Origin of the sequence: Leminorella grimontii ATCC 33999 = DSM 5078, from assembly GCF_000439085.1 — a bacterium.
Classification (GTDB): Bacteria; Pseudomonadota; Gammaproteobacteria; order Enterobacterales; family Enterobacteriaceae; genus Leminorella; species Leminorella grimontii.
Genome location: NZ_AUUA01000018.1, coordinates 21,368 through 43,883, shown reverse-complemented (window position 1 = coordinate 43,883; position 22,516 = coordinate 21,368). Strand labels below are relative to the sequence as shown.

At 56.4% G+C, this 22,516-nt stretch carries 18 protein-coding genes; 9 read left to right on the top strand and 9 right to left on the bottom strand.

Features of this window, described 5'->3' with window-relative positions; genetic code table 11:
* The first annotated feature begins 29 nt into the window (after positions 1 to 29).
* Both G544_RS0116015 and G544_RS0116010 read left to right on the top strand, forming a co-directional pair.
* Positions 30 to 1,427, top strand: a complete 1,398-nt coding sequence (locus tag G544_RS0116015; RefSeq protein WP_027275539.1) for an MFS transporter — start codon at positions 30 to 32, stop codon at positions 1,425 to 1,427.
* A 26-nt stretch (positions 1,428 to 1,453) separates the two neighbouring features.
* Positions 1,454 to 2,035: a GNAT family N-acetyltransferase gene (locus G544_RS0116010; protein ID WP_027275538.1), complete on the top strand. Its 582-nt coding sequence runs from the start codon at positions 1,454 to 1,456 to the stop codon at positions 2,033 to 2,035.
* A gap of 99 nt (positions 2,036 to 2,134) precedes the next feature.
* On the opposite strand, the gene G544_RS0116005 is transcribed toward G544_RS0116010, so the two are convergent.
* Both G544_RS0116005 and G544_RS0116000 read right to left on the bottom strand, forming a co-directional pair.
* On the bottom strand, positions 2,135 to 2,476 hold the full coding sequence (locus tag G544_RS0116005; RefSeq protein ID WP_027275537.1) for a YegP family protein: 342 nt from the start codon (positions 2,474 to 2,476) through the stop codon (positions 2,135 to 2,137).
* Positions 2,477 to 2,604: 128 nt separating this feature from the next.
* Entirely contained in the window at positions 2,605 to 3,510 is a 906-nt protein-coding gene (locus G544_RS0116000) for a LysR family transcriptional regulator (RefSeq protein WP_027275536.1), read from the bottom strand.
* A gap of 139 nt (positions 3,511 to 3,649) precedes the next feature.
* Between G544_RS0116000 and G544_RS0115995 the strand changes: the two genes are divergently transcribed.
* Positions 3,650 to 4,327, top strand: coding sequence for an isochorismatase family protein (locus G544_RS0115995; RefSeq protein WP_027275535.1), 678 nt, complete (start codon positions 3,650 to 3,652; stop codon positions 4,325 to 4,327).
* A 64-nt stretch (positions 4,328 to 4,391) separates the two neighbouring features.
* Here G544_RS0115995 and G544_RS0115990 read toward each other — a convergent pair whose 3' ends face one another.
* Positions 4,392 to 7,598 carry an autotransporter family protein gene (locus G544_RS0115990; protein ID WP_161624126.1) on the bottom strand — a complete coding sequence of 1,069 codons (3,207 nt, stop codon included), beginning with the start codon at positions 7,596 to 7,598 and terminating at the stop codon, positions 4,392 to 4,394.
* Positions 7,599 to 8,550: 952 nt separating this feature from the next.
* On the opposite strand from G544_RS0115990, the gene G544_RS0115985 reads away from it, so the two are divergent.
* The gene (locus G544_RS0115985) at positions 8,551 to 10,830 is read left to right on the top strand and encodes an NADP-dependent malic enzyme (protein WP_027275533.1); all 2,280 of its coding nucleotides are present in this window, start codon (positions 8,551 to 8,553) and stop codon (positions 10,828 to 10,830) included.
* Positions 10,831 to 10,995: 165 nt separating this feature from the next.
* Here the strand turns inward: G544_RS0115985 and G544_RS0115980 are convergent, their stop codons facing one another.
* The 5 genes from G544_RS0115980 to G544_RS0115960 all read right to left on the bottom strand — a co-directional run bounded on the left by G544_RS0115980 (position 10,996) and on the right by G544_RS0115960 (position 17,440).
* Complete coding sequence (locus G544_RS0115980; protein ID WP_027275532.1) at positions 10,996 to 11,817, bottom strand: nucleotidyl transferase AbiEii/AbiGii toxin family protein; 822 nt, start codon at positions 11,815 to 11,817, stop codon at positions 10,996 to 10,998.
* Entirely contained in the window at positions 11,771 to 12,769 is a 999-nt protein-coding gene (locus G544_RS0115975) for a type IV toxin-antitoxin system AbiEi family antitoxin (RefSeq protein ID WP_027275531.1), read from the bottom strand. The genes G544_RS0115980 and G544_RS0115975 overlap by 47 nt, the downstream gene beginning before the upstream one ends.
* A 256-nt stretch (positions 12,770 to 13,025) precedes the next feature.
* A complete protein-coding gene (gene dsdA, locus G544_RS0115970) occupies positions 13,026 to 14,390 on the bottom strand; it encodes a D-serine ammonia-lyase (RefSeq protein ID WP_027275530.1) in 1,365 nt (454 codons plus the stop codon).
* Positions 14,391 to 14,434: 44 nt separating this feature from the next.
* Positions 14,435 to 15,808: a GntP family permease gene (locus tag G544_RS0115965; RefSeq protein ID WP_027275529.1), complete on the bottom strand. Its 1,374-nt coding sequence runs from the start codon at positions 15,806 to 15,808 to the stop codon at positions 14,435 to 14,437.
* A gap of 27 nt (positions 15,809 to 15,835) precedes the next feature.
* Positions 15,836 to 17,440 (bottom strand): N-acyl-D-amino-acid deacylase family protein, encoded by a 1,605-nt coding sequence (locus tag G544_RS0115960; protein ID WP_027275528.1) that lies wholly within the window; start codon positions 17,438 to 17,440, stop codon positions 15,836 to 15,838.
* A 268-nt stretch (positions 17,441 to 17,708) separates the two neighbouring features.
* Here G544_RS0115960 and dsdC point away from each other — a divergent pair, with 268 nt between their 5' ends.
* Positions 17,709 to 18,653, top strand: a complete 945-nt coding sequence (gene dsdC / locus G544_RS0115955) for a DNA-binding transcriptional regulator DsdC (protein ID WP_027275527.1) — start codon at positions 17,709 to 17,711, stop codon at positions 18,651 to 18,653.
* On the opposite strand, the gene G544_RS0115950 is transcribed toward dsdC, so the two are convergent.
* A complete protein-coding gene (locus G544_RS0115950; RefSeq protein WP_027275526.1) occupies positions 18,613 to 19,185 on the bottom strand; it encodes a peptidase associated/transthyretin-like domain-containing protein in 573 nt (190 codons plus the stop codon). The genes dsdC and G544_RS0115950 overlap by 41 nt on opposite strands.
* Before the next feature lie 94 nt (positions 19,186 to 19,279).
* Between G544_RS0115950 and G544_RS0115945 the strand changes: the two genes are divergently transcribed.
* The 4 genes from G544_RS0115945 to G544_RS0115930 all read left to right on the top strand — a co-directional run bounded on the left by G544_RS0115945 (position 19,280) and on the right by G544_RS0115930 (position 22,484).
* Positions 19,280 to 19,783: an anti-virulence regulator CigR family protein gene (locus G544_RS0115945; RefSeq protein ID WP_027275525.1), complete on the top strand. Its 504-nt coding sequence runs from the start codon at positions 19,280 to 19,282 to the stop codon at positions 19,781 to 19,783.
* Between the two features lie 199 nt (positions 19,784 to 19,982).
* Complete coding sequence (locus G544_RS0115940; protein ID WP_027275524.1) at positions 19,983 to 20,276, top strand: UxaA family hydrolase; 294 nt, start codon at positions 19,983 to 19,985, stop codon at positions 20,274 to 20,276.
* 30 nt (positions 20,277 to 20,306) lie between these two features.
* A complete protein-coding gene (locus G544_RS0115935) occupies positions 20,307 to 21,479 on the top strand; it encodes a UxaA family hydrolase (RefSeq protein ID WP_147654623.1) in 1,173 nt (390 codons plus the stop codon).
* Positions 21,480 to 21,533: 54 nt separating this feature from the next.
* On the top strand, positions 21,534 to 22,484 hold the full coding sequence (locus tag G544_RS0115930; protein WP_027275522.1) for a 2-keto-3-deoxygluconate permease: 951 nt from the start codon (positions 21,534 to 21,536) through the stop codon (positions 22,482 to 22,484).
* The last annotated feature ends 32 nt before the right edge of the window (positions 22,485 to 22,516 follow it).

The following is a 22,516-nucleotide window of genomic DNA, read 5'->3' as shown; positions in this document are numbered from 1 at the left end:
ACGGCTTCTATCTCTGAACGGGAGGCTTCGTGAAAAAGGCCTTTGGCGTCTTCTTCCCCCTGTATACCACCACGCTCATCATGCTGCTGGGCTCAGGCCTGCTGACTACCTATATCTCTCTTCGGCTGGCTTCGGCCAACGTCAGCGGCGCGCTTATCGGCGCGCTGACCGCCGCCAACTATGTCGGGCTAGTGCTCGGCGGCAAGGTCGGGCACTACCTGATAGCCCGCGTCGGCCATATCCGCACCTATGTCGCCTGCGCGGGCATCATCACGGCGGCGGTGCTGGCGCACGGGCTAACGGCAATGCTGCCGGTCTGGGTCGGGCTGAGGCTGGTTATCGGCATGTGCCTGATGTGTCAGTACATGGTGCTGGAAAGCTGGTTTAACGATCAGGCGGAGCCCAATCAGCGCGGCGTGGTGTTCGGTTTCTACATGGCCGCGTCGTATCTCGGCATGGCGCTGGGTCAGTTGGTACTCATCCTGCTGCCGGACCTGGAAATCCAGTCGCTGCTGATTATCGCGCTTTGTTTCTCGCTGTGTCTGGTGCCCATCGCGTTAACCACCCGCAGCCACGCCCGGCAGATGTCGCCCGCGCCGATGGAGCTGCGCTTTTTCGTCGGCGCTATCCCTAAGGTGTTGGCCTCGACGCTGGTGGTCGGCATGGCGATCGGTTCCTTTTACGGGCTGGCGCCGGTTTATACCCAGCTACAATCTTTATCAACCGAGCAGACGGGCCTGTTTATGGCGCTGTCGGTCTGCGCCGGCCTTATCGTACAGTTACCCTTCAGTTGGTTATCCGATCGCTACAACCGGCTTACGCTGTTAAGGGTGATTTCCCTGATGCTAGCGGCAGCCGCACTGCCGCTAGCCCTGCTGCCCCACATTGACTTTACGCTGCTGCTCGGCATTGGGTTTATCGTCGGCATGCTGCAGTTTACGCTCTACCCGCTGGTGGTGGCGCTGGCCAACGACCTGATTGAGCCGGAACGCCGGGTTTCGCTGGCGGCCTGCCTGCTGATGGCGTTCGGCGTTGGCGCAAGCATCGGCCCGCTGCTGGTCGGCGCGGCCATGATGCCGCTGGGGGGCAACATCCTGTACGCCTTCTTTGCCCTGTGCGGTATTATTTTGGCGCTGCTTAGCAGAACGCCCAAACAAGAGGAGGTGCAGTTTGTACAAGACGCGCCGCTGCCTCACGTCGCTATGCCGGACAGCCTGATGAGTTCTCCTCTGTCCCCTGCGCTTAACCCCAGCTTTGACGAGCAGATGATTCAGGAAGTCATGCCCTCGCCGGAACCAGCGAGTGAAGAAGACACCGCTTTGCAAAGCGACGCGGAGCCCCCGGAAGAAGCCGAAGAAGACATGGCGCAGAGCAAAGAACGCAAAAATGACGAAGGCCTGGAAAAGGCCTACACCATGCTGCCCTGATGCCGTTTAGAGATGAGATGACTGAAATGACCGAAATAGTGGAAATAACGACCGAACGCCTCAGGCTGCGCCAGTGGACGCCCGCCGATCGGGAGCCGTGGGCCAACATGCTGGCCGACCCGCGCGTAATGGCCTACTTTCCCGCCCCGTTGGACCGTACGGCCAGCGACGCCTTTGCCGATCGCTGCCAGGCAGGGATTGTCGAACGCGGCTGGGGATTTTGGGCGGTAGAGCGCCTAAGCGACGGGCGATTTATCGGCATGGTCGGGCTTAACGTGCCTCCCGCTGCGCTGCCGTTCTCCCCTTGCGTGGAAATCGGCTGGCGACTGGCGCACGACTGCTGGGGCAAAGGCTATGCGTTTGAGGCGGCTAACGGCGCGCTTGCGGCGGGATTCGAACGTTTGGGCCTTTCAGAAATCGTTGCGTTCACTACGCTGCAAAACCGCCGTTCCCGTGCGCTGATGGAAAGATTAGGCATGCGGCCCTCGCCGCAGGAGGAATTCGACCACCCAATGCTTACAGCCGACAGCCCGCTGCTCAAGCACTGCCTGTATCGGCTTTCCAAAGAGGCCTGGATGACGCGCTCTGCCGACGCGAACAAACGCTGACGGCAAAGCGCTATAGGAAGAAAAAGGTCCGCTAACCGTGTCAGGGACTAACGGACGAAGCACTACAGGGTGTAAAGAACCTGTTATTACTCAACGTCGCTAGGGCTGCAACGTCAGATCGTGAACGGTGGCATCCGGTGCGTTGTGGCTTACGGACTGAATGCCGGCGTCTCTTGCCTGCTCCGTCGTATAGGTTTGGCTCGTGCCAATCACCTGACCATTGACCGCCTTCAGGTTAAATGAGAACTTTCCGTTGGCCGTCGCTTTTTTCTCGAAGTGTTTCACATCCTGCGAATGAGTTTTTACTGACTTCACGCCGTTCTGGCAGTTAGCTTTGGTGGTATACCCTTCGCTGCCGAGAATAATCTGCCCGTTTCCTGCCTTCAGGCGAAAATAAAACTCATCGTTTTTACCTAGGAAAATTTCGAACTTCGCGCTCATATCCGTCCACCTTCTGTCTGTTCGCTACGCCTTCACGGCGCTGTTCGGTAACTTCCTTAAGCATAGTCGATAGCGCTCACGGCGGTGGCAGAAACGCGTTTATTTTTTCACCTCACGGTACGTCGTCCCTATTCCTCGTCGATCGCCGCAAACCGCTCGGCAAGAAAATCAATAAGCGCCCTTACCGACGGCAGCAGCCCTCGCCGGCTGGGAAACACAACGTGGATAATTTCCTGCCGCGGCGCCCACGCGGGCAGAATATCAATCAAAGCGCCCTGCGCCAGCTCCTGCTGCACCATCAAAAGCGGAAGCTGAACCACGCCGACGCCTGCAACGGCGGCGCTGCGTAGCGCTATCATGTCCGTTGTGACAAAGCGCGGCGCGTAGTCGACGTCTACCCGCTCGCCGCCGGGTCCGAACAGCGTCCAGCAAAACGCGCTCTGGGGCAAACCAAGCCCCAGCGTTGGCCAGTCGGCAAGCGACTGCGGGCTGAACGGCCGCCCAAGGCGGTCAACCAGCGCCGGGCTGGCGACCAGGCAATGCCTGCGCTCGGCCAGAACCCGCATCACCAGATCGCTGTCCTCCAGCGGCGGCGGACGTACTCGAACGGCAACGTCAACGCCTTCACCCAGCAGGTCTACCTTTCGGTTAGTCGCTTCCAGATGGACGGTCACCAGAGGATAGCGCGCCATAAAGTCAGCCAGCATCCGGCCAATGTGAACGTGCAGCATCGCCACCGGGCAGGTAACCCGAATAACGCCGCGCGGCGCCGCCCGGTTTGTTTCGATCACCTCCTGCGCCGCATCCGCCTCTACCAGCATGGCTTTACAGCGCTCGTAATAATCTCGACCGACGTCCGTCACGACAAAGTGGCGCGTAGAACGCTGGATCAGGCGAACGCCGAGCCGTTCTTCCAGCATGGCGATGCGTCGACTAAGCTTTGACTTGGGAACGCCCAGCGCTCGTCCGGCCGGCGCGAAGCCGCCGTGGTCTACGATCTGGACAAAGTAATAGAGGTCGTTCAAATCCTGCATGGCGCTTCACCATCGTTCTTAAAATAGGACGCTGAAGTCCAATTTAGCAGACTACCGGGCTTTTTGTCCTGAAACTATGATTTATCTATCGACGCGCTGCGTGCGCTTTCAGCCCACACAATCACCAGAGGATAAACTCATGACTATACCCGCCAACTTCCACAATCAGCGTCCCGTCATTGATGCCGACGACGCCGTAATGCTTTTAATCGACCATCAGAGCGGCCTGTTCCAGACGGTAAACGACATGCCGATGCCGGAACTGCGCGCCCGCGCCGCCGCGCTGGCGAAAATGGCCACGCTGAGCAACATTCCGGTCATCATCACCGCCTCCGTGCCGCAGGGCCCCAACGGCCCGCTGATCCCGGAAATCCACGCCAACGCGCCGCATGCCAAGTACGTCGCCCGCCGGGGAGAGATCAACGCCTGGGACAACCCGGAGTTTGTCGCCGCCGTTAAGGCCACCGGTCGCAAAACGCTGATTATCGCCGGCACCATCACCAGCGTATGCATGGCCTTCCCCTCCATTAGCGCGGTTGCCGACGGCTATCGGGTGTTTGCGGTCATCGACGCATCGGGAACTTACAGCAAGATGGCGCAGGAAATCACGCTGGCCCGCGTGGTTCAGGCCGGCGTCGTACCGATGGACACCGCCGCCGTCGCCTCCGAACTGCAAAAGACCTGGAACCGGGACGACGCACAGGAGTGGGCGGAAGTTTACACCCAGATTTTCCCGGCCTACCGGCTGCTGATTGAAAGCTACCAGAAGGCGCAAGAGGTGGCTAAAAGCAACGAAAAGCTGGACTCCGCGCGTTAATACGTATGACACCCCGCCATTGGCGGGGTGCTTTTTGACTGAATAACCGTAAATAGGGACGAAATCAGAACCGCTTCTTCACGCCCAGCATGCCGCCGTAGCTTCGGTAGTCGTTCTCCCCTCCCCGACCGCGAATATGGCCCCACGCCTGCCACCCGCCGGCAACCTCGCCCTGTAGGCCAAGCTTTAATTCATAAGTGCTGCTCGGGGTATTGTCATTGATGGTTTTGCCGTTGAAGCTCAGATCGTTCTTCGTGGTGTCATGCCACCAGTTGGCTTCAATAAACGGCTGCACGCTTCTGCCCTCCAACATGCTCCGGCTGTGCAACCGTACGCCCAAACGCGTCACTGCGCTATCGGTATCACCGCCGCGCACTCGGGTGTCATTCGCTTCTCTATGGTTGTCCGTTCGATAGATGTTGTAGGCGACTTGCCCCTGCGGCTCGATAAACCATTCGCGGCTTCTGTTTTCTCCCAGGCTAAAGGCGTAGCCGCTTTCGACAGAAAAGATCCAACCGCGGCTGTCATAGCTTTCCTCCTGGTGGCCCTTGCCCTGTACGCGGTTATCGTACCAGGCGTATTGCCCCCAGACGTCAACGTATGGGCCGACCAAGCCGTCTTTCTGACCGAACCAGGTGAGGTAAACGCCGGCGCTATAGCCGTCAACGTCTCCGCTGGCGGCGCGCTCATGGCCGCTAGCCGTGATGCCGCTGTGGGCTACGTCCGCGTCGATATGGCTTTGGCCAAAGGCTCCCATAACCCCCATGTGCCAACGATCGATACCGCCTCGGCTCCAGCGAATAAGATCGCCGCCAAGGTGTACTATTTCCGTATTGGTTTTCATATCTATATAGCCATCGGCAGCGTGGCTGTTGGTGCGCTCCGCAACAATGCGCACCCAAGCTGCGGGTTCGCTGTCGGCATCGCTGTGCGCATCGCCCGAAAGCTGCTCGCCGCGGCGGTCGTGCATAGTATGCATAAACATCGTGCTGGCGGCTCTGAGGTTGCGCAGATAAACCCCCGTTTCCGGGCGCGGCGTCTCCAGCGTGCGCAGATACCAATTGCCGTCACCGGCGCTCGCGCCGACGCCGCCCTGATGCAGGTCGTATTCATGAATGCCCGCCGTAACCCGGCTGGCTAAAGAAAACTGGCCGTCGGACTGACCGCCGACGCTGACGACTTCAATACCGTTAACCGTAGGCGTTCCCTCCCCATCGAGGTTATTGATGGTAATGCGGGTAGCGCCATTCGTATTGCCAAGGATGACGAGCCTGTCCGTTTGCGAAACATCGTGGCCCAGTCTGGTGTTGAGCGTCAGCTGGCCATTATCACCCACATAGTCGCCGCCGACTGACAGCATGCTGGTAGCTGCCGGCCCCATCAGTCGAATCTCGCCGCCGTTAATCAGGCTGCCGCTGATGGTGAAATGTCCATCGCGCCCGCCGCCAAATCCTGGCGCGGCGTTGGCGACAACCAGCGTTCCCCTGTTAGTGACGTCGCCCACCACGCTGCCGTAGCCGCCCAGCGTGCCGGAGGGGTGTATCGTCATCCCGCCTCCGCCCAGCAGCCGAGCATTATTGCCTAAAATAAGCGCGCCTGCGTAAACGTCCGTTGCGCCGGTATAATCATGATCGCCGGTAAAGACTAAAAGGCCGTCTCCTGCCTTGATTAATGAACCCTTACCGTCAATAACGCCGTTGAATACGGTATCCGTCGTCTGGTTCACGGTTAATGCGGAGTCCGTTAAATGGACCGTTCCCGCACCCGTTAGGTTATTGACCCGCTGCGCAAACCCGTTGAGATCAAAAACGCCGCTGGGGCTTAACGACAGCATATCGCTATCGTTAATGATATTCGCAGCACCGGCCCGTAACGTACCGGCATTGACCACCGTTGGCCCCGTATAGCTGCTGTCAGGGTTTGTTAGAAGCAAAACCCCCTCATCATCTTTGAACAGCGTACCTACCCCACTGATTTTTCCGGCAAACGTTTTGTCGCTAATATGGGCAAAAGCGAGTACGCCATCGTTCGCTACGTCTCCGTTCAGCTCTCCCGGCGGATGTATCCACAGGCTGGCGCCGGACGCAATAGCCGTGCCCCCGCCGACGCCGGCATGCGTCAACGCGCCGTTTAAGACCAAAGCCCCGCTTTTAACGTTCAGCGCCGCTGAATCTTCTGCGGTTGTGCTCATCGCGCTACCGCCAAGCACCCACGTCCGATCGTGCCCGGCCTCTACCACAACTCGCTCCAGACCGAAGAAGTCACTCGTCAAAACGCCGCTTTCCCGTAAAGTCAGCGTATTGCCTCCACCAAGGCTGACAATAGCGCCGTCAATAGAACTGCCCTGCGTCAGAACCAGCACATTATTATCACCGCTGACGGAAACCGCGATGCCCGAGCGCCCCACGACGCTGCCGCCGTTGGTGAAGGTATGATTATCAGTATTGATAAACACGCCGGTGCCTCCAATAATCGAGCCTTGGTTATTAATTTCAACGGTGCCGTGGCTGTTGATTAAGACGCTATATTGCGTACTGGCAGTACCTGGAGTAACGATCGTCCCGCCCTCCTGATTAATAAGTTTTCCACCCGAACCGTTGCGAAACCAAACGCCATAGTTTTTAACGCTAATATTGCCGGCATTGATAACTTCGCCATAGCCCGCATTCGTGATGACGCCATAACCGCCGCTAAGCGTGGATGAATCGCTGCCGACATAAACGCCGTTGCCCCCCTTAAAATACACCGCCGTCAACGACCCTCCGCCTTGAATAAGGCCATCGTTAACCACCTTACCGCCGTTCATCACAAATATGCCGTCGCTCTGGCTATTAACGACCCCCGACCTTGAATTGGAGACAGTTCCCCCCGCCTGTAGCCGAACGCCGAATGAATCGCCGTTATTGCCTCGGCCAGAGCTAATAATATTTCCCGAATTATTCAAAACGGATCGGCCGTTCTGTGAATCTAAATAAACGCCGTTTTCGGCCCTAATTCCTGCGCCGTTGTCTATAACCAGCGCCCAATCAGCGGTATTGCGGCCAACGATGCCAACTTGGCCCGGCGCGTTGATAACGTGTGGCGCCGCTAAAATAAACGGCCCAGAACCGCTGAGCGTATAGGTTCCCGTTTGTGCAAGAATCTCGACGTCAGCAAAAGCATACGGGGTAAATCCGACCAGCAGCGATGAACACGCTAACGATATTCTTTTGTAAGGCTTACCGGTAGGTTCAGAGCAATACTCATAGGGTGAACACGTTATATTTTTCATAGAAAACCTCTGTAAAAAAATAAAAAACAGGGCTCCGCGCTGCATTTATTAATAACGCAACGCTGTCAGAGAAAGAGAAAGGTGCAGGAGTTCTCCTAGATGAAAATATGAATCCTCATCCACGCATTGATAATAATTATTAGACTCAGGCCATATTCCAAATATTTTCTTAAAATAGATTATACGCAAATTCTATTTGAATAATGCGTAAAGCAGATCTGTCCCTTTTCAGCCTCAGCGCCTCCTTTAAAGCTCCCGCCTGCAAGATATTTCTCCCTACTATTAACAATAGCAGAGGCATTAGTAATAACGATGGACACAATGTGATCCAGATTGCACCATTGAAGATAAGTTTAAAATAAGTGCCATTACTATTGCGACGGATTACTTCAACCATTAGTAGAATAGAAAATAATAATAACGTAGTTTTACACAAGAAAAGGCAATTTGCCTTTCATGGAAAAATAATAATATCGTTTTATCTTTGAGTAATTAAAATGAAATTATTTTAATAATGTTCCATTACTAAATAATTCATTAAAAAATGTTCCATTACTCATAATATAAACATTCAGAATTATGCTAATCAAGAAATAAACGCATTATTTAATCTCTAAATATAATCAACGTTCGCCTGTGGGAGGCTGTTATAGAGAACCCGGTTTTACGCTATCGCACCGCTGTACGTACGCTTCCTTACGATGAGCTCATTTTCAAACCGCTTTTCCCTATTGCAACAATCGCTGAGATAACGTGACCGAGTTTGCATCATCAAATATTAAATTGATGTTAAGATTGTCATCCAACTGTGCGTTATTTGGGTGACGGTCGTAAATAAAGCGTAATAACAATCCGTTATGCGGCGTTCCCCCAGCTAACCCCCGGTTTACAAGATCCCCCACACCTGAGAGGGGCCGCCTGCGGCGTGCCCGTATCCAAAAAGGACATAGCGATGGACGAACAGTTAAAACAAAACGCGCTTGATTTTCACCAGTTCCCGGTTCCGGGAAAAATCAAAATAGTCCCTACCAAGCCTCTGGCGACGCAGCGCGATCTGGCGCTGGCCTATTCGCCCGGCGTTGCTGCGCCCTGTTTAGAGATAGCCGAAGATCCGCTCGCCTCATACAAGTACACGGCTCGCGGCAACCTGGTGGCGGTTATCTCTAACGGCACCGCCGTGCTGGGCCTCGGCAACATTGGGGCGCTGGCGGGTAAGCCGGTCATGGAGGGTAAAGGCGTTCTGTTTAAGAAATTCGCCGGCATTGACGTATTCGACATTGAGGTCGACGAAGCCGATCCGGACAAGCTCATCGACATCATCGCATCGCTGGAGCCCACTTTCGGCGGCATCAACCTTGAAGACATCAAGGCTCCGGAGTGCTTTCGCATTGAAAAAGAGCTGCGCAAGCGCATGAAGATCCCGGTCTTCCACGACGATCAGCACGGCACCGCCATCATCTGCGCCGCCGCCGTTCTTAACGGCCTGCGCGTGGTGAACAAAAAGATTGAAGACGTGAAGCTGGTGGTTTCCGGCGCGGGCGCGGCGGCAATCGCCTGTCTGAACCTGCTGGTAGCGCTCGGCATGAAGAAAGAGCACATCACGGTGTGCGACTCGCGCGGCGTTATCTATCAGGGCCGTGACGAGAATATGGAAGAAAACAAGGCAATATACGCCGTGGTCGACAGCGGCAAGCGCTCGCTGGGCGACGCCGTCAGCGGCAGCGACATCTTCCTCGGCTGCTCCGGCCCGCGCGTGCTGACGCCGGAAATGGTCAAAACCATGGCCGACAGCCCGCTGATTCTGGCGCTGGCCAACCCGGAACCTGAAATCCTGCCGCCGTTGGCGAAAGAGGCCCGTCCGGACGCCATCGTCTGCACCGGCCGTTCGGACTATCCGAACCAGGTCAACAACGTGCTGTGCTTCCCGTTCCTGTTCCGCGGCGCGCTGGACGTAGGGGCCACCGTCATTAACGAAGAAATGAAGCTGGCCGCCGTGCGTGCCATCGCCGATCTGGCGCTGGCGGAGCAGAGCGACGTCGTGTCTTCCGCCTACGGAGACCAGGAGCTTTCCTTCGGCCCTGAATATCTGATACCCAAGCCGTTCGACCCTAGGCTTATCGTCAAGATCGCGCCTGCAGTCGCCAAGGCGGCGATGGACTCCGGCGTAGCGACTCGCCCCATTAGCGACTTCAGCGCCTACGTCGAGCACCTGACCCAGTTTATCTACAAGACCAACCTGTTTATGAAGCCGGTCTTCTCTCAGGCCAAGTCGACGCTTAAGCGCATCGTGTTTGCCGAAGGTGAGGAAGAGCGCGTGCTGCACGCAACTCAGGAAGTGGTTTCTCAAAACCTGGCCTTCCCGATCCTGATAGGCCGCCCGAGCGTAATTGAAATGCGCCTGAAAAAGCTTGGCCTGCAGCTTCAGATTGGCAGGGACTTCGAGGTGGTCAACAACGAGTCCGATCCGCGCTTTAACGAGTACTGGAGCGAATACCATCACATGATGAAGCGCAAGGGCGTGACTCGCGAAGCGGCCCGCCGCCGCATCATCAGCGATCCGACCCTTATCGGCGCGCTGATGGTCAAGCGCGGCGAAGCCGATGGCCTTCTCTGCGGCGTTATCGGCAACTACCACGACCACTACGACGTCATCCAGACGATGTTCGGCTATCGTGACGGCACCTCAACTGCCGGCGCTATGAACGCGCTGCTGCTGCCCAGCGGCAACACCTTTATCGCCGACACCTACGTCAACGACGACCCGACGCCGGAACAGCTGTGCGACATCACGCTGATGGCGGCAGAAACCGTACATCGTTTTGGCATTGAGCCGAAGGTGGCGCTGCTGTCCCACTCCAGCTTCGGCACCTCGGACAGCCCGAGCGCGGTAAAAATGCGCCGCGTGCTGGAGTTGGTGAAAGAGCGTGCGCCTAATCTGGAAATCGATGGCGAAATGCACGGCGACGCCGCGTTGGTGGAAGCCATTCGCAACGACCTGATGCCGGACAGCCCGCTTAAAGGTGCGGCCAACGTGCTTATCATGCCGAACATGGAGTCTGCCCGCATTAGCTACAACCTGCTGCGCGTCTCCTCTTCCGAAGGGGTCACCGTCGGCCCGGTGCTGATGGGCATCTCAAAGCCGGTGCACATCCTGACGCCAGTCGCCTCGGTGCGCCGCATCGTCAACATGGCGGCGCTGGCTGCGGCGGAAGCGCAGACTAAGCCGATTTAAGATTGACTGCGGTAGATATGACAACGGCCCCGATTGGGGCCGTTTGAATTTCTGAAAACCTAATTAGATATTCCTTAGCTCGCTGATAATGTTTGGATTTTTCTCAATCATCAACAACAGATTGAGTGGAATTACACCATATCGCGGATGTCCTCGGCATGGTCTTCAACTTTCCTCAACTGCGGTTACAACGCTGGACCAAAAGGCATTGATGAGTTGTTCGATTTCTACTGAATTATCCGCAACAGACTGCCGCACGATGGCATCAATTAGGCATTCTTTATCAAGGAACGTTAATTCCGCAGGTGATCCCTCCTGATACATGGTCGCAACATCGTAACCTAGTAATGCAGCCCCCATTCGCACCGGATCCCAGCCCAGCCGCTCGCCTTCAACGGGTGGCTCATAGATTCGGTCATCTTCAATAGCGCCATATTCACGAACAATATTATAAAAATCGACCGCATCTTTAGCGTTACCAAATCTGCGATCGCGCCAAGCAAACAGCTTTAATAAAGCAAGCCCCGCCAGAGAGCAAAAGGGCAACGTTTCGCCGTTATCCAGTCGTACCTGCACGGTATGCCTAAACGCTTCGTCAAAACCATCCACGTACATAATAATTTTTCGATCTGGCGGCCAAGCGATTTGGTTATCCTCGGCAATTGCGCCAAATGGGATAATATCTACTTCGATACCCGCTACGACGATACGATGAGCGTTATTTCGCACAACCTGAGCATCTTGCGCAAGAAAAGCATTCTTTAATTCATCAAAGCGCTGCCAGCCATCCACAAATACGGCAATGTCTATATCGCGAGTACGGCGTCCTACACGTCTACCGTGTACATGGTGAAGCAAAATTTCACGCGCCGTCGCGCCCGCAATGAAGAAAGATATATCCTGCGCCGTACAAATCCGCTTTATCTGAACCAACAGTCCTTCAATAGTCAAAGAGAGCGGATTCGTTAAGGTGGAGATATTTGTCATTGATTATCCTTGCCGCTTCCCAATTTCGGGCGTCCCCACTGGCCAACAACTCTGCCGTGCACAGCATCGCTTTGGCTTTAGGATTAATCGCCAACTGGCCCCAAAAGCGGGAAACCAGCTGGAGTTTTCCGTCCGAAACGGGTTTCAGTCCCAATTCTTTTCGCCTTTGCAACAGAGAATAAGGCGTAAAAATCACCCCGCTTTCGGGTATCAGGTATCCTTCGCTCAGCTCTGCGGCCGCTATTTCGCTGCTCCAGTGTTCACCTGCCGCAAGCGTGATTTCATTCCATGACGTCGGCGCGGCTAACGGAAGAAAATTCAGCTTCGGACGCAAAGCCGTGGCGTAGTCCCTCAACCACAGCGCCAGCAATTCTTCCTCGTTCATCAGGCGTCGTCCATTCTCCGATTTGCGAAAATAGCGCTGCGCCGCAAGATAGGTGAAAGCCTTGTTGACCATGCCTAAAGAAATGCCAGCCTTCTCGGCTAAATTGCGGTAGGTATCGTTCAGGGTTTCAGGGTGAGACAGCAGAACAAAAAGGAGTTTCATCACCCCTTCGGCAAATCGGCGGTTCGCGACAACGGGTTTCTTTTCGTATTTGCCTTCAATCAAAAGATACAGCCCCGGCGTCTGAATTCGGGCGTTTCCTGTGGTATCGATAAAGTTAATCTGGTGAACGGCGCAATATTCCGCCAGAGCGGGCGTTAATGAGTTGCACACCAAAAGCGCAGGGAGGTCGGTTGAAATACCGGACATCTGCTCTCGCGCCGCCAGCAGGGACTCCTTACGATGGACCCGCCTGACTTCCAGTGCGAAAGCCACCGCTTCGCCGTTTGGTACAATAAGCTTTCCCCATCCATCGCGCGCGCCATAGCCGGGGCCAAGCTCGTACTGTAACTGAAACCCTTTTGGCAAGTTCTCCGCAGCGGTAGATAGGAATTGTTCTTCTTTCATTTGTTCACGCCTTTATTTTGTTCATGAATCATGAACAAAATAATTTTATGAACAAAGAGGAGAGATATGCAAGGGAAAGTTTTATGTGAAGCAGCCGGGCTGTGAGAACAACGAAATGACATCGCCGTACTGTGCCAGCGCGGTGACAAAATTGAACACGGCGCCCTAAGGCGCCAACGTTGATTATTGGATACGAAACGATCTCATACTACAGCGCTTACCGGGGCTTTTCAGCCCCGTCAACAGCGAAGAACAGTTATCCCCCCGTCTCATCCGCCAACAGCAGCCCCTTCCCTTTGGCGTAATACGCCTCCCTAACGTCCCCTGGCACCATGTTACCGCCGGTAGCCCACACCAGGTGGGTAGCGTTTTCCATCGACGTAATCCCGTGGGCCGACGCGTAGCATTTTCCATTTTCGCTGCCTTCCAGTAGGGAAACGCCCCTAAAGCCGGCCAGCGCGCTCGGTTCCAGCTCGATATTTTCCAAATCTACCAGCGCGGCAAGGTAGCGGTACATACTGTCGTCGGTCAGGGTATAGGAGCCGCTAATCAGGTGCTCTATCGTTTTACCGACAAAGCTCGACGCTCTGCCCACCGCCAGGCCGTCGGCGTCGGTTTTGTTGTCGATACCGAAGTCCTGCACGCAGACCCTATCGTGATAGCCGGTCGCCAGCCCCAGCAGCATGCAGGGGGAATGAGTGGGCTCTGCAAAAAAGCAGTGGGCGTTCTCGCCGAACACCGACTTCAGGCCAAACAGCACGCCGCCCGGGCCGCCGCCGACGCCGCAGGGCAGGTAGACGAACAGCGGATGCGCCTTATCTACCACCACGCCGCGCGCCTCAAACTGCTTTTTCAATCTTAGAGCGGCAACCGTATAACCGAGAAACAGCGACAGGGAGTTTTCATCGTCAACGAAGTGGCACATCGGGTCGCCCTGCGCCTCTTTGCGCCCGGCCTCAACGGCCTTGCTGTAGTCGTCCGCATACTCCTTCACCGTGACGCCCTTGCTTCTGAGCATCGCCTTTTTCCACTGTTTGGCGTCGGCAGACATGTGAACGGTGGTCTTAAAGCCCAGCTTGGCTCCCATGATGCCGATAGACAGCCCCAGGTTGCCCGTTGAGCCGACCGCGATCGAGTACCGCTCAAACAGGCTTTTGAACTCATCGTCCGCCAGTTTGGCGTAGTTGTCCCCTAAAGAGAGCCTGCCGCTCTTTAAGGCGATGTCTTCCGCAAGCGCGAGCACTTCATAAATGCCGCCCCGCGCCTTGATAGAGCCGGAAATCGGCAAATGGCTGTCGCACTTTAGCAGCACCTGCCCTTTCACCTCTTGCGACATCTCTTTGGCGAGATAGCGCTTCATCTCCGTTAGCGCAATCACCGGGGACTCAATAATGCCGCCGTGCTGCTGGGTTTCAGGGAAAACCCGCTCAATATAGGGGGCAAACCGTTCAAGCCGACGAGCGGCATCCTGAATGTCCTCCATCGTTACCGCTGAATGGCGAAGAACTTCTTCGCACTCTCCCAGGCGGTCGTTCAGCCAAAACGTTTCTTTCAACGCGGCGAGCTCCTTCGTTATCGGAAACTCGTCATGCCACTCTTGCAGCGTTTTTCCTGCGATCATTTTTTTACCTCTGGCATAAATAAGTTTTTCCCAATAGCCCGCGTTTAGAACATGCCCGGAAGCACGCCTGCGAACGTTTGCAGTATCAGAACGACGGCAAATCCGACGAGGCTGGCAAGCGTCGTACTGTAAGTCGTTGCGGTAAAGGCTTCCTTCACCTCCAGCTGGTTGTACTTGGCCGGCAACCAGAAGGCCGCGTCGGTGGGCAGCGTCATGCCGACGGTGCCGCAGCAAATGGCCAAACCAACCACCACCGGCGAGTAGCCCATGGAAACCGCGGCGGGCCCAACGATAGAGACCACCGTCAGCATGGCGACCGTCGCTGACCCCACCGCCGCACGGATAATCATCGCCAGCAGGAATGCCAGCAGCACTATCGGCAGGTTCCAGCTGGAAAGCAGCTCCACCAACGCGTTGCCCAGCCCGCTCTTTTGCAGGATAAGGCCAAAGCAGCCGCCGGTGCCGATCACCATCAGGATGTTGCCCAGCCGGTCAGACGCGGCGTCAACGAACTTCATAATGGAGGAGTCGGTGTTTTTAACGATGTACTTTCTCAGCACGAAGGCCGACAGAAGAAGCGCCAGAAACAGGGCAATATTGTTGTTGCCGCAGAAGGTCAGCACGGTGTACATCAGGCTGTCTTTCGGCAGCAGCCAGGTGGCGATAGAGCCAGCAATGATTAGCGCAATCGGGAACAAGATCAGATTGAATGCCGTCATGGCCGAAGGCTTTTCCGGATCCGGCGCCAGCAGCTCGCTGTTGTTCACCAGTTCGGAAACTTCTTGCCGATAGGCGGCCTTTTCTTCCGCCGTCAGCCGCGAGTTGATGAAGTTTCCATACTGCCAGCCGCACAGCAGGCTTGCCGGCAGCGCGACGATAAGGCCGTAGGCGATAAACCAGCCGAGATCCGCGCCGATCTGTGTGGCGACGGCCACCGGGCCCGGCGTCGGCGCCACCACGCAGTGTGTCAGCAGCAGGCCGACGAACAGCGATGCGGCGTAGGCGCTCTTCTTTTTGTTGGTGAGCTTGCGCAGCGAGTTAATCAGCGGGGAAAGCATGATATAGCCGGAAGCGAAATACACCGGAATAGCGACAATAAAGCCTGCCAGGTTCAGCGCCAGCAGGTCGTTTTTCTGACCAAATTTGCGCAGCAGCCCCTTGGCCATCTCTTCGGTTGCGCCCGAGGCCGCCAGCATTTCGCCGAAGATCCCGCCAAACAGAATCACCAGGCCCAGGCTTGCCATGGTGTTACCAAAGCCTGTCCCCAAATAGCCGAGCAGCTCTCCGGTCGGCATACCGCACAGCACCGCCATCATAATGGCGGAAACAAACAGGCCGATCGCCGGGCTGACCTTAAACTTGATAAGCATCAGCAGCAGGACGACCATGACTGCCAAAAAGGCGACTAAAACGCTCATTAAAACCTCCGTTTACTCTTTTTATTGTTATTGCGCGCCGTTTGAAAAGTGTCGAAGAACCCTGCCTGAATGAACGCCGGTAAGCTTTTTGTCGCGATAGACAATGCCGCCGTTAACGATGACGTATTCAATGCCGTCGCTCAGTTCGTTCGAATGGGTATACGTCGCCTTGTCCTGCAGCTTTTCGTAGTTAAACACCACCAGATCCGCATCGTTGCCGTCCTTAATCACGCCCTTGGTCGGCATCCCCAAACGCGCCGCCGGCATCGAGGTCATTTTTCGTATCACCTCTTCCAGCGTCATGACGCCGTTTTCCTTGTGGTAGTAGCAAATCGCCCGCGGGCAGGTGCCGTAGGCACGAGGGTGGCCCTTTTCGTCCAGCGCGCGGGTCAGGCCGTCGCTGCCGACCACCGTATGGGGGAACTGCGCTATCTCGAAAACGTCTTCGTCACACATGCTGCTGTACACCGCGCTGCTGACGCCCTTGTTCTCCACCATGATGTCGAAAAACGTCTCGAACGGGTCTTGCCCCAGCTCTGCCGCATATTCCGCTACGGTTTTTCCCACCACGCCCGGCGTGTTGGGCGATGAGGAGACAAACACCCCTTCCCAGCCGCCAGCGTTAATGTAGTAGTTGTCATATTCGGATTTGGGGTCTTCCATTTCCCGGCGGATTTTTTCGCGCATCGCGGGGCTCTCAAGCCGTTCGGCCATCTTCGCCACGCCCTCGGTAAAGTGCCACGGCGGTACGCAGGCGTTGAGGTGGGTCATGTTTCTCGGGTAGGGGTACTGGTCGCAGGTGACCTGCACGCCTTCATCGATCGCCTTTTGAATAACGGCCAGCGTCTGTTTTTGCAGGCCCCAGTTGGCCTTGCCCAAAATCTTGTGGTGGGAGATAAACACCGGCACGCCCGCACGGCGGCCGATTTCGATCGTCTCTTCCACCGCCTTGACGCTGTCGTAAGATTCATTGCGCATGTGGGAAGCGTAAATGCCGCCATAGGGCTTAATCACCTTGGCCAGCTCGACGATTTCATCGGTGGTGGCGTAGCAGCAGGGAGTATAAATCAGCCCGGTGGAGAAGCCGGCGGCACCGTTTTCCATCGCCTCTTTCAGCAGGCCTTTCATGGTTTCCATTTCCTGCTCGGTCGGCTCACGGTTATCAAACCCCATCACCGCGATGCGCAGGGTGCTGTGGCCGACATAGCTCTTAATGTTCGCCGTTTTAGGCGCGGCGTCGGCGTAGTGCAAATAGCGCCGATAGTTCGTCCAGCTTTGCATATCTTCCGGGAACGCCAAGGCGCCGACGGACAGTTGCCCTTGAACCAGAGCTAGATGCTCCGGCGTGACCGGCGCAGCCGACAGCCCGCACTGGCCGCCGATTTCCGTCGTTACCCCCTGCGAGGTTTTACAAAGCCGGGCGCATTCGTCGCCTAATATGAGATCGCCGTGAGAGTGAGCATCGATAAAGCCGGGGCTGACGTAAAGCCCTTCGCCCTCAATCACCGTTTTCGCCGCTTCTGTTCCGTCAGCGTGGACTATCTTATCGCCGACTACCCCAACGCTTCCCCGATAGGCGGGCGCGCCGGTGCCGTCAACGACCATAACGTTCTTTATCAAGATATCGATCATGACATTTTTCTCCTGAATCAAGGGGGCCGTGTCCTGCTGCAGTCAGGAACCGTTAAACCGTAATTGTTCAGGGGATATTGGATAAAAAAGGCTGGTGGCTGACAAACGATAAAAACGGCGCTTCGCATGAACCCAATTAATTCAAATGAGTGATATCCGTCAAATAACCGAAAATACGAGACGATTGCATCATTTAAATTCACACAAAAGATCAGGCTTCAGGGTACTCTTTAACGCAGTCGAACTCGTTTTATGACAGAGGAACGCCGTGTACACCGAAGACCACTACCTTGCCGGCGGCAAACGTTTGAGCAGCTATCAGCTATCGAAACTGCACACGTTTGAAGCGGCCGCGCGCCACAGCTCATTCGCGCTGGCAGCGGACGAGCTGTCGCTGACGCCCAGCGCCGTCAGCCACCGCATCAACGGGCTGGAAGAAGAGCTAGGCTTTAAGCTGTTCCGACGATTTCACCGCCGCATTGAGCTTACGCAGGAAGGCCAGCGGGTATACTGGTCTCTGAAGTCGTCTTTGGAATCGCTCAATCGGGAGATACTGGAGATTAAAAGCCGGGAGCTGTCCGGCAGCCTGACGGTATACTCTCGCCCGTCGATCGCCCAGTGCTGGCTGGTGCCCAAGCTGGCGCAGTTTAGCCAACAGCACCCGGCCATCAGCCTGAACGTTTTGACCGGCAATGAAAACGTCGACTTTCGCGGCTACGGCATCGATCTGGCTATCTACTTTGACGATAAAACGCCGGAAAGGCTGGTCTGCCGCCACCTGATGGACGAATCGATCGTGCCGGTCTGCAGCCCGGAGTACGCCGAGCGCTTCGGCCTGGCGGGCAACCCCGACGGCCTTAACCGCTGCACGCTTTTGCATGACCGCCAGGCGTGGAGCTACGACTCCGACACCCACGAGTGGAACTCATGGGCGCGGCACTTTTCCATCGAACTCAATGCGGAACAGCACAGCATCGGCTTTGACCGCTCCGACCTGGCGATTATCGCCGCCATGAACCACGTCGGCGTCGCGATGGGAAGAAAAAAGCTGGTGGAAAAGCGCATCGCCAGGCAGGAGCTGGTCACGCCCTTCCCCGATATGGAGCTGCTCTGCGCCCAGCGCTACTATGTCGCCACCCTGCCTGAGCGCCAGAGCCCGAAGGGTGAGGCGTTTATTCAGTGGCTACTGTCGGCGGCGCGGTCGGGGATTTGATAACGAACGCCTCCTGCTCCGGCGGGTGCGGCGGAGCACTGTCGCGAAGGGGCGCTAACCACGCATCCTCACTCGTTGTCTGATATTCAAGCGCGCTTGATTCCGGCAACAGCTGAATAGGAAAAGCGTAATTTGTGGAGTATTGCCCCACCCAGCGCCGCGTTTTATATCCTTGGGCCGATACGGTGACGACGTTGCACCGTTTTGAATCATAGGGAGCCTGCCCGGCCATAAAGGGCACCATCTCCCAATCTTTGATTTCGGTAATATGAAACGCGCCGTTCTCATCGGTTACCGCAGAGCCTGCTTTGTGGGCGTCGACCGTCACCAACGCGCCGCCGATTGGCTTATGCGTCATGGCGTCAACCACCGCGCCGGAAGTTTCTCCGCGCGGGTAGATGGTTCTCGGCAGGCAGCCGTTGAGCAAAAATAAGCATAAGGACAAAAGCAGCAGAAGTGGTCTGACGTTTTTCCCGTTCATCACAATGCGCCTCGTTAAGGGCTGTAAGCCGACGCTTCGCAGTTTATCCATCCTGACGCCTCTTTTCATGCTAACTTTCGCCGAAAAAAATATCCTTCGGCTACACTAAGGAAAAGACTTTTTACCCACAAAGAGCAAATCCACCATGAAAAAAACGATGCTTACTCTGCTGTTTTTGCTGCCCTTCACGCTCGCCAGCACGATGGCCGTCGCCGATAACGATAAGGCGAAAGGCAATAAGGAACATCAAAACAGCGCGCACCAAAACAACGGCCTGAAGTCTAACGGCAAAGACAAAGGCAACGGTAAAGGAAACAGTGGAAAAAGCGATAAAGGAAACAGAGGCAACAGCGGTAAAGGCCACGACAGCGGCTCGCCGAACATTACCATTACCTTCGATCAGGCCAGAGGGCTGGCCGTCACTCACGGCCTGACGGGCTACTCGGCGCTGCCGCCCGGCATCGCCAAAAACCTGGCGCGCGGCAAGCCGCTGCCTCCGGGCATTGCCAAAAAGGCCGTTCCGGCCGGCATGCTGAGCTCGCTGCCCCACTATCCGGGCTACGAGTGGTACATCGCGGGCGACGATCTGGTGCTGGTGGCGGTGACGACAGCGATTGTGAACACCATTTTGACGGGGGTGTTTAACTAGCGCTTCTTCCGCTTACCTTCCCTCACTTAATCCTCCAACGCAGGTGAGGCATTTTGCCTCACCTCCCGCAGCGTATTCCCTCATTTTTTCGCTCCGGCAGCCCGCCGTATATACCAAAGCATTATAAATCAGCTGATTAAAAAATGGCACGGTTATTGATACCTGTTTGAGTGATTTACTCACCCATAAGGATCGCGACATGAAAAAAAATGCTGTTGTCATTCACCCGCAGGACTGCGTCGCTACGGCCATTATGCCGCTGGCCGCCGGCGAAAAAGCCGCAATGTTTATCGGCACGGAGGCCAAGGAAGTCACGCTGCGCAACGCCATTCCTGCCGGACATAAGTTCGCCATTCGCGCCATGGCGCTGCACGACGAAGTATACAAGTACGGCGAATCTATCGGCAGGGCGACGCAGGCCATTGAGCTCGGCGAGCACGTACACGTTCACAACGTGGAAAGCGAGCGCGGGCGCGGCGACTGGAACCAGTAATCTTCAATAACGATAAAAAATCACTAAGGAATATTCATGAGCAACGATACTTTTCCCGGCTACCGCCGCCCGGACGGCAGCGTAGGCATCCGTAACTACGTGCTAATTCTTCCCACCAGCGTCTGTTCCAACAAGGTCGCGCAGGATATCTCCCGCCAGGTGAAAGGCTCTACCTGGGTCAACAATACCTTCGGCTGCTGCCAGGTCGCCAGCGACGCCCGCCTGACGGAAAAGACGCTGGTCAACGTCGCCAAGAACCCCAACGTCGGCGCTATCGTGGTGGTTGGCCTCGGCTGTGAAGGCGCTGAGCCAACCCGCATCGCGGACGAAATCAAGAAAATCGGCAAGCCTTCCTGCTGCATCACCATCCAGCAGGAAGGCGGCACGCTGCAGTGTCAGGCCAAGGGCATCTCGCTGGCGCGCGAATATGCCCAGCTGCTTTCGCAGCAAAAAACCGAGATAACCCCCGTCAGCAAGCTTATTCTGGCGATGGAGTGCGGCGGCTCCGATACCACCTCAGGCCTGGCCTCCAACCCGGCCTGCGGCGCAGCGTCTGATATGCTTATCGCCAAAGGCGGCAGCTCGATTCTGTCGGAAACCACCGAATTTATCGGCGCCGAACACATCATGGCCAAACGCGCGGTGACGCCGGCAGTCGGTCAGCAGCTTATCGATCTGGTCGTCTCCTGCGAAGCGCGCGCCAAGGCGCTGGGCGAAGACATTCGCGGCGGCCAGCCGACGCCGGGCAACATTGAAGGCGGCCTGACGACGATTGAAGAAAAGTCTCTCGGCTGTATCCATAAAGCGGGCCACGCGCCGCTGCAGGGCGTGCTCCAGTATGCCGACGCGCCGACCAGCCCAGGCCTGTGGGTGATGGATACCCCGGGGCAGGACATTGAGTCGATGTCCGGCATGGTTGCCGGCGGCGCACAGGTGATTATCTTCACTACCGGTCGCGGTACGCCGAGCGGCAACCCGATCGCGCCGGTCATCAAAATCACCGGCAATAAGGCAACGTTTGACAAGATGAAGGACAACATCGATATCGACGTTTCGCCCATCATGACCGGCGAAGCCTCTATTTCCCAGATGGGCGAAGAGATCTATCGGGAAGTGGTGCGCGTCGCCAACGGCAAAACCACCAAGTCGGAAGATCTGGGGCACGCGGAGTTCTCTATTTATAAAATCGCCCCGACTTTCTAAATCGTCTCTTTCCGGGCGGCGTACCTCGGTCGCCCGTTTTTCTGGAAGCTAACTATGAAAATTAAACAGGCTTTAGAACGTTTTCCCGGCGGGATGATGGTTATCCCTCTTATCATCGGCGCACTGTTCAAAACCTTCGCCCCCGGCGCGTTGGAAATAGGCGGCTTCGTGTCGTCAATCTCCCACGGCGCGATGGCGATCCTCGGCGTGTTTTTAGTCTGCATGGGGGCCGACGTACAGTTTAAGGCCGCGCCCAAGGCGTTAAAAAAGGGCGCGGCGATCACCCTCGCCAAATTCGCCAGCGGCGTAGCCGTCGGCCTGCTGGTGGGTAAGTTCTGCGGCGCCGACGGGCTGTTTGGGCTGTCCGCGTTGGCCATCATCGCCGCTATGACCAACTCCAACAGCGGCCTGTATGCCGCGCTGGTCGGCGAATACGGCGACGATACCGACGGCGGCGCCATCGCCGTGATTTCTATCAACGACGGGCCGTTTTTAACCATGCTGGCGCTGGGAAGCGCGGGGCTGGTGACCATTCCGTTTATGGACCTGCTGGCGGTGATTATTCCCGTCGTCATCGGCATGGTGCTGGGCAATCTGGATGAAGAATTGCGCACCTTCCTGAAAACCGGCGGCGCGATGCTTATCCCCTTCTTCGCCTTTGGATTAGGCTACGGCATCGACTTCGCCCGCCTGCTGACGGCAGGCTTCTCCGGTATTCTTCTGGGCCTGATGACGGTATTTATCGGCGGCGCTTTCAACATCATGGCCGACAGAATGTCGGGCGGGACCGGCGTCGCGGGGGCGGCCGTTTCCTCCACGGCAGGCAACGCCGTCGCTACGCCGGCGGCGCTGGTGCTCATCGACCCAAGCCTGGCGGAGACCGCCACCAGCGCAGCGGCGCAGGTGGCGGCGTCTACCATCGTCACCGCCCTGCTGGTGCCCTTCCTGACCGTATGGGTAGCCAAGCGCAATGCCCAGCGCATCGCGGCCCGAGCGGTCGGCTAACAAAACGCGTTCGGCGCTCTCGTTATCCAAGA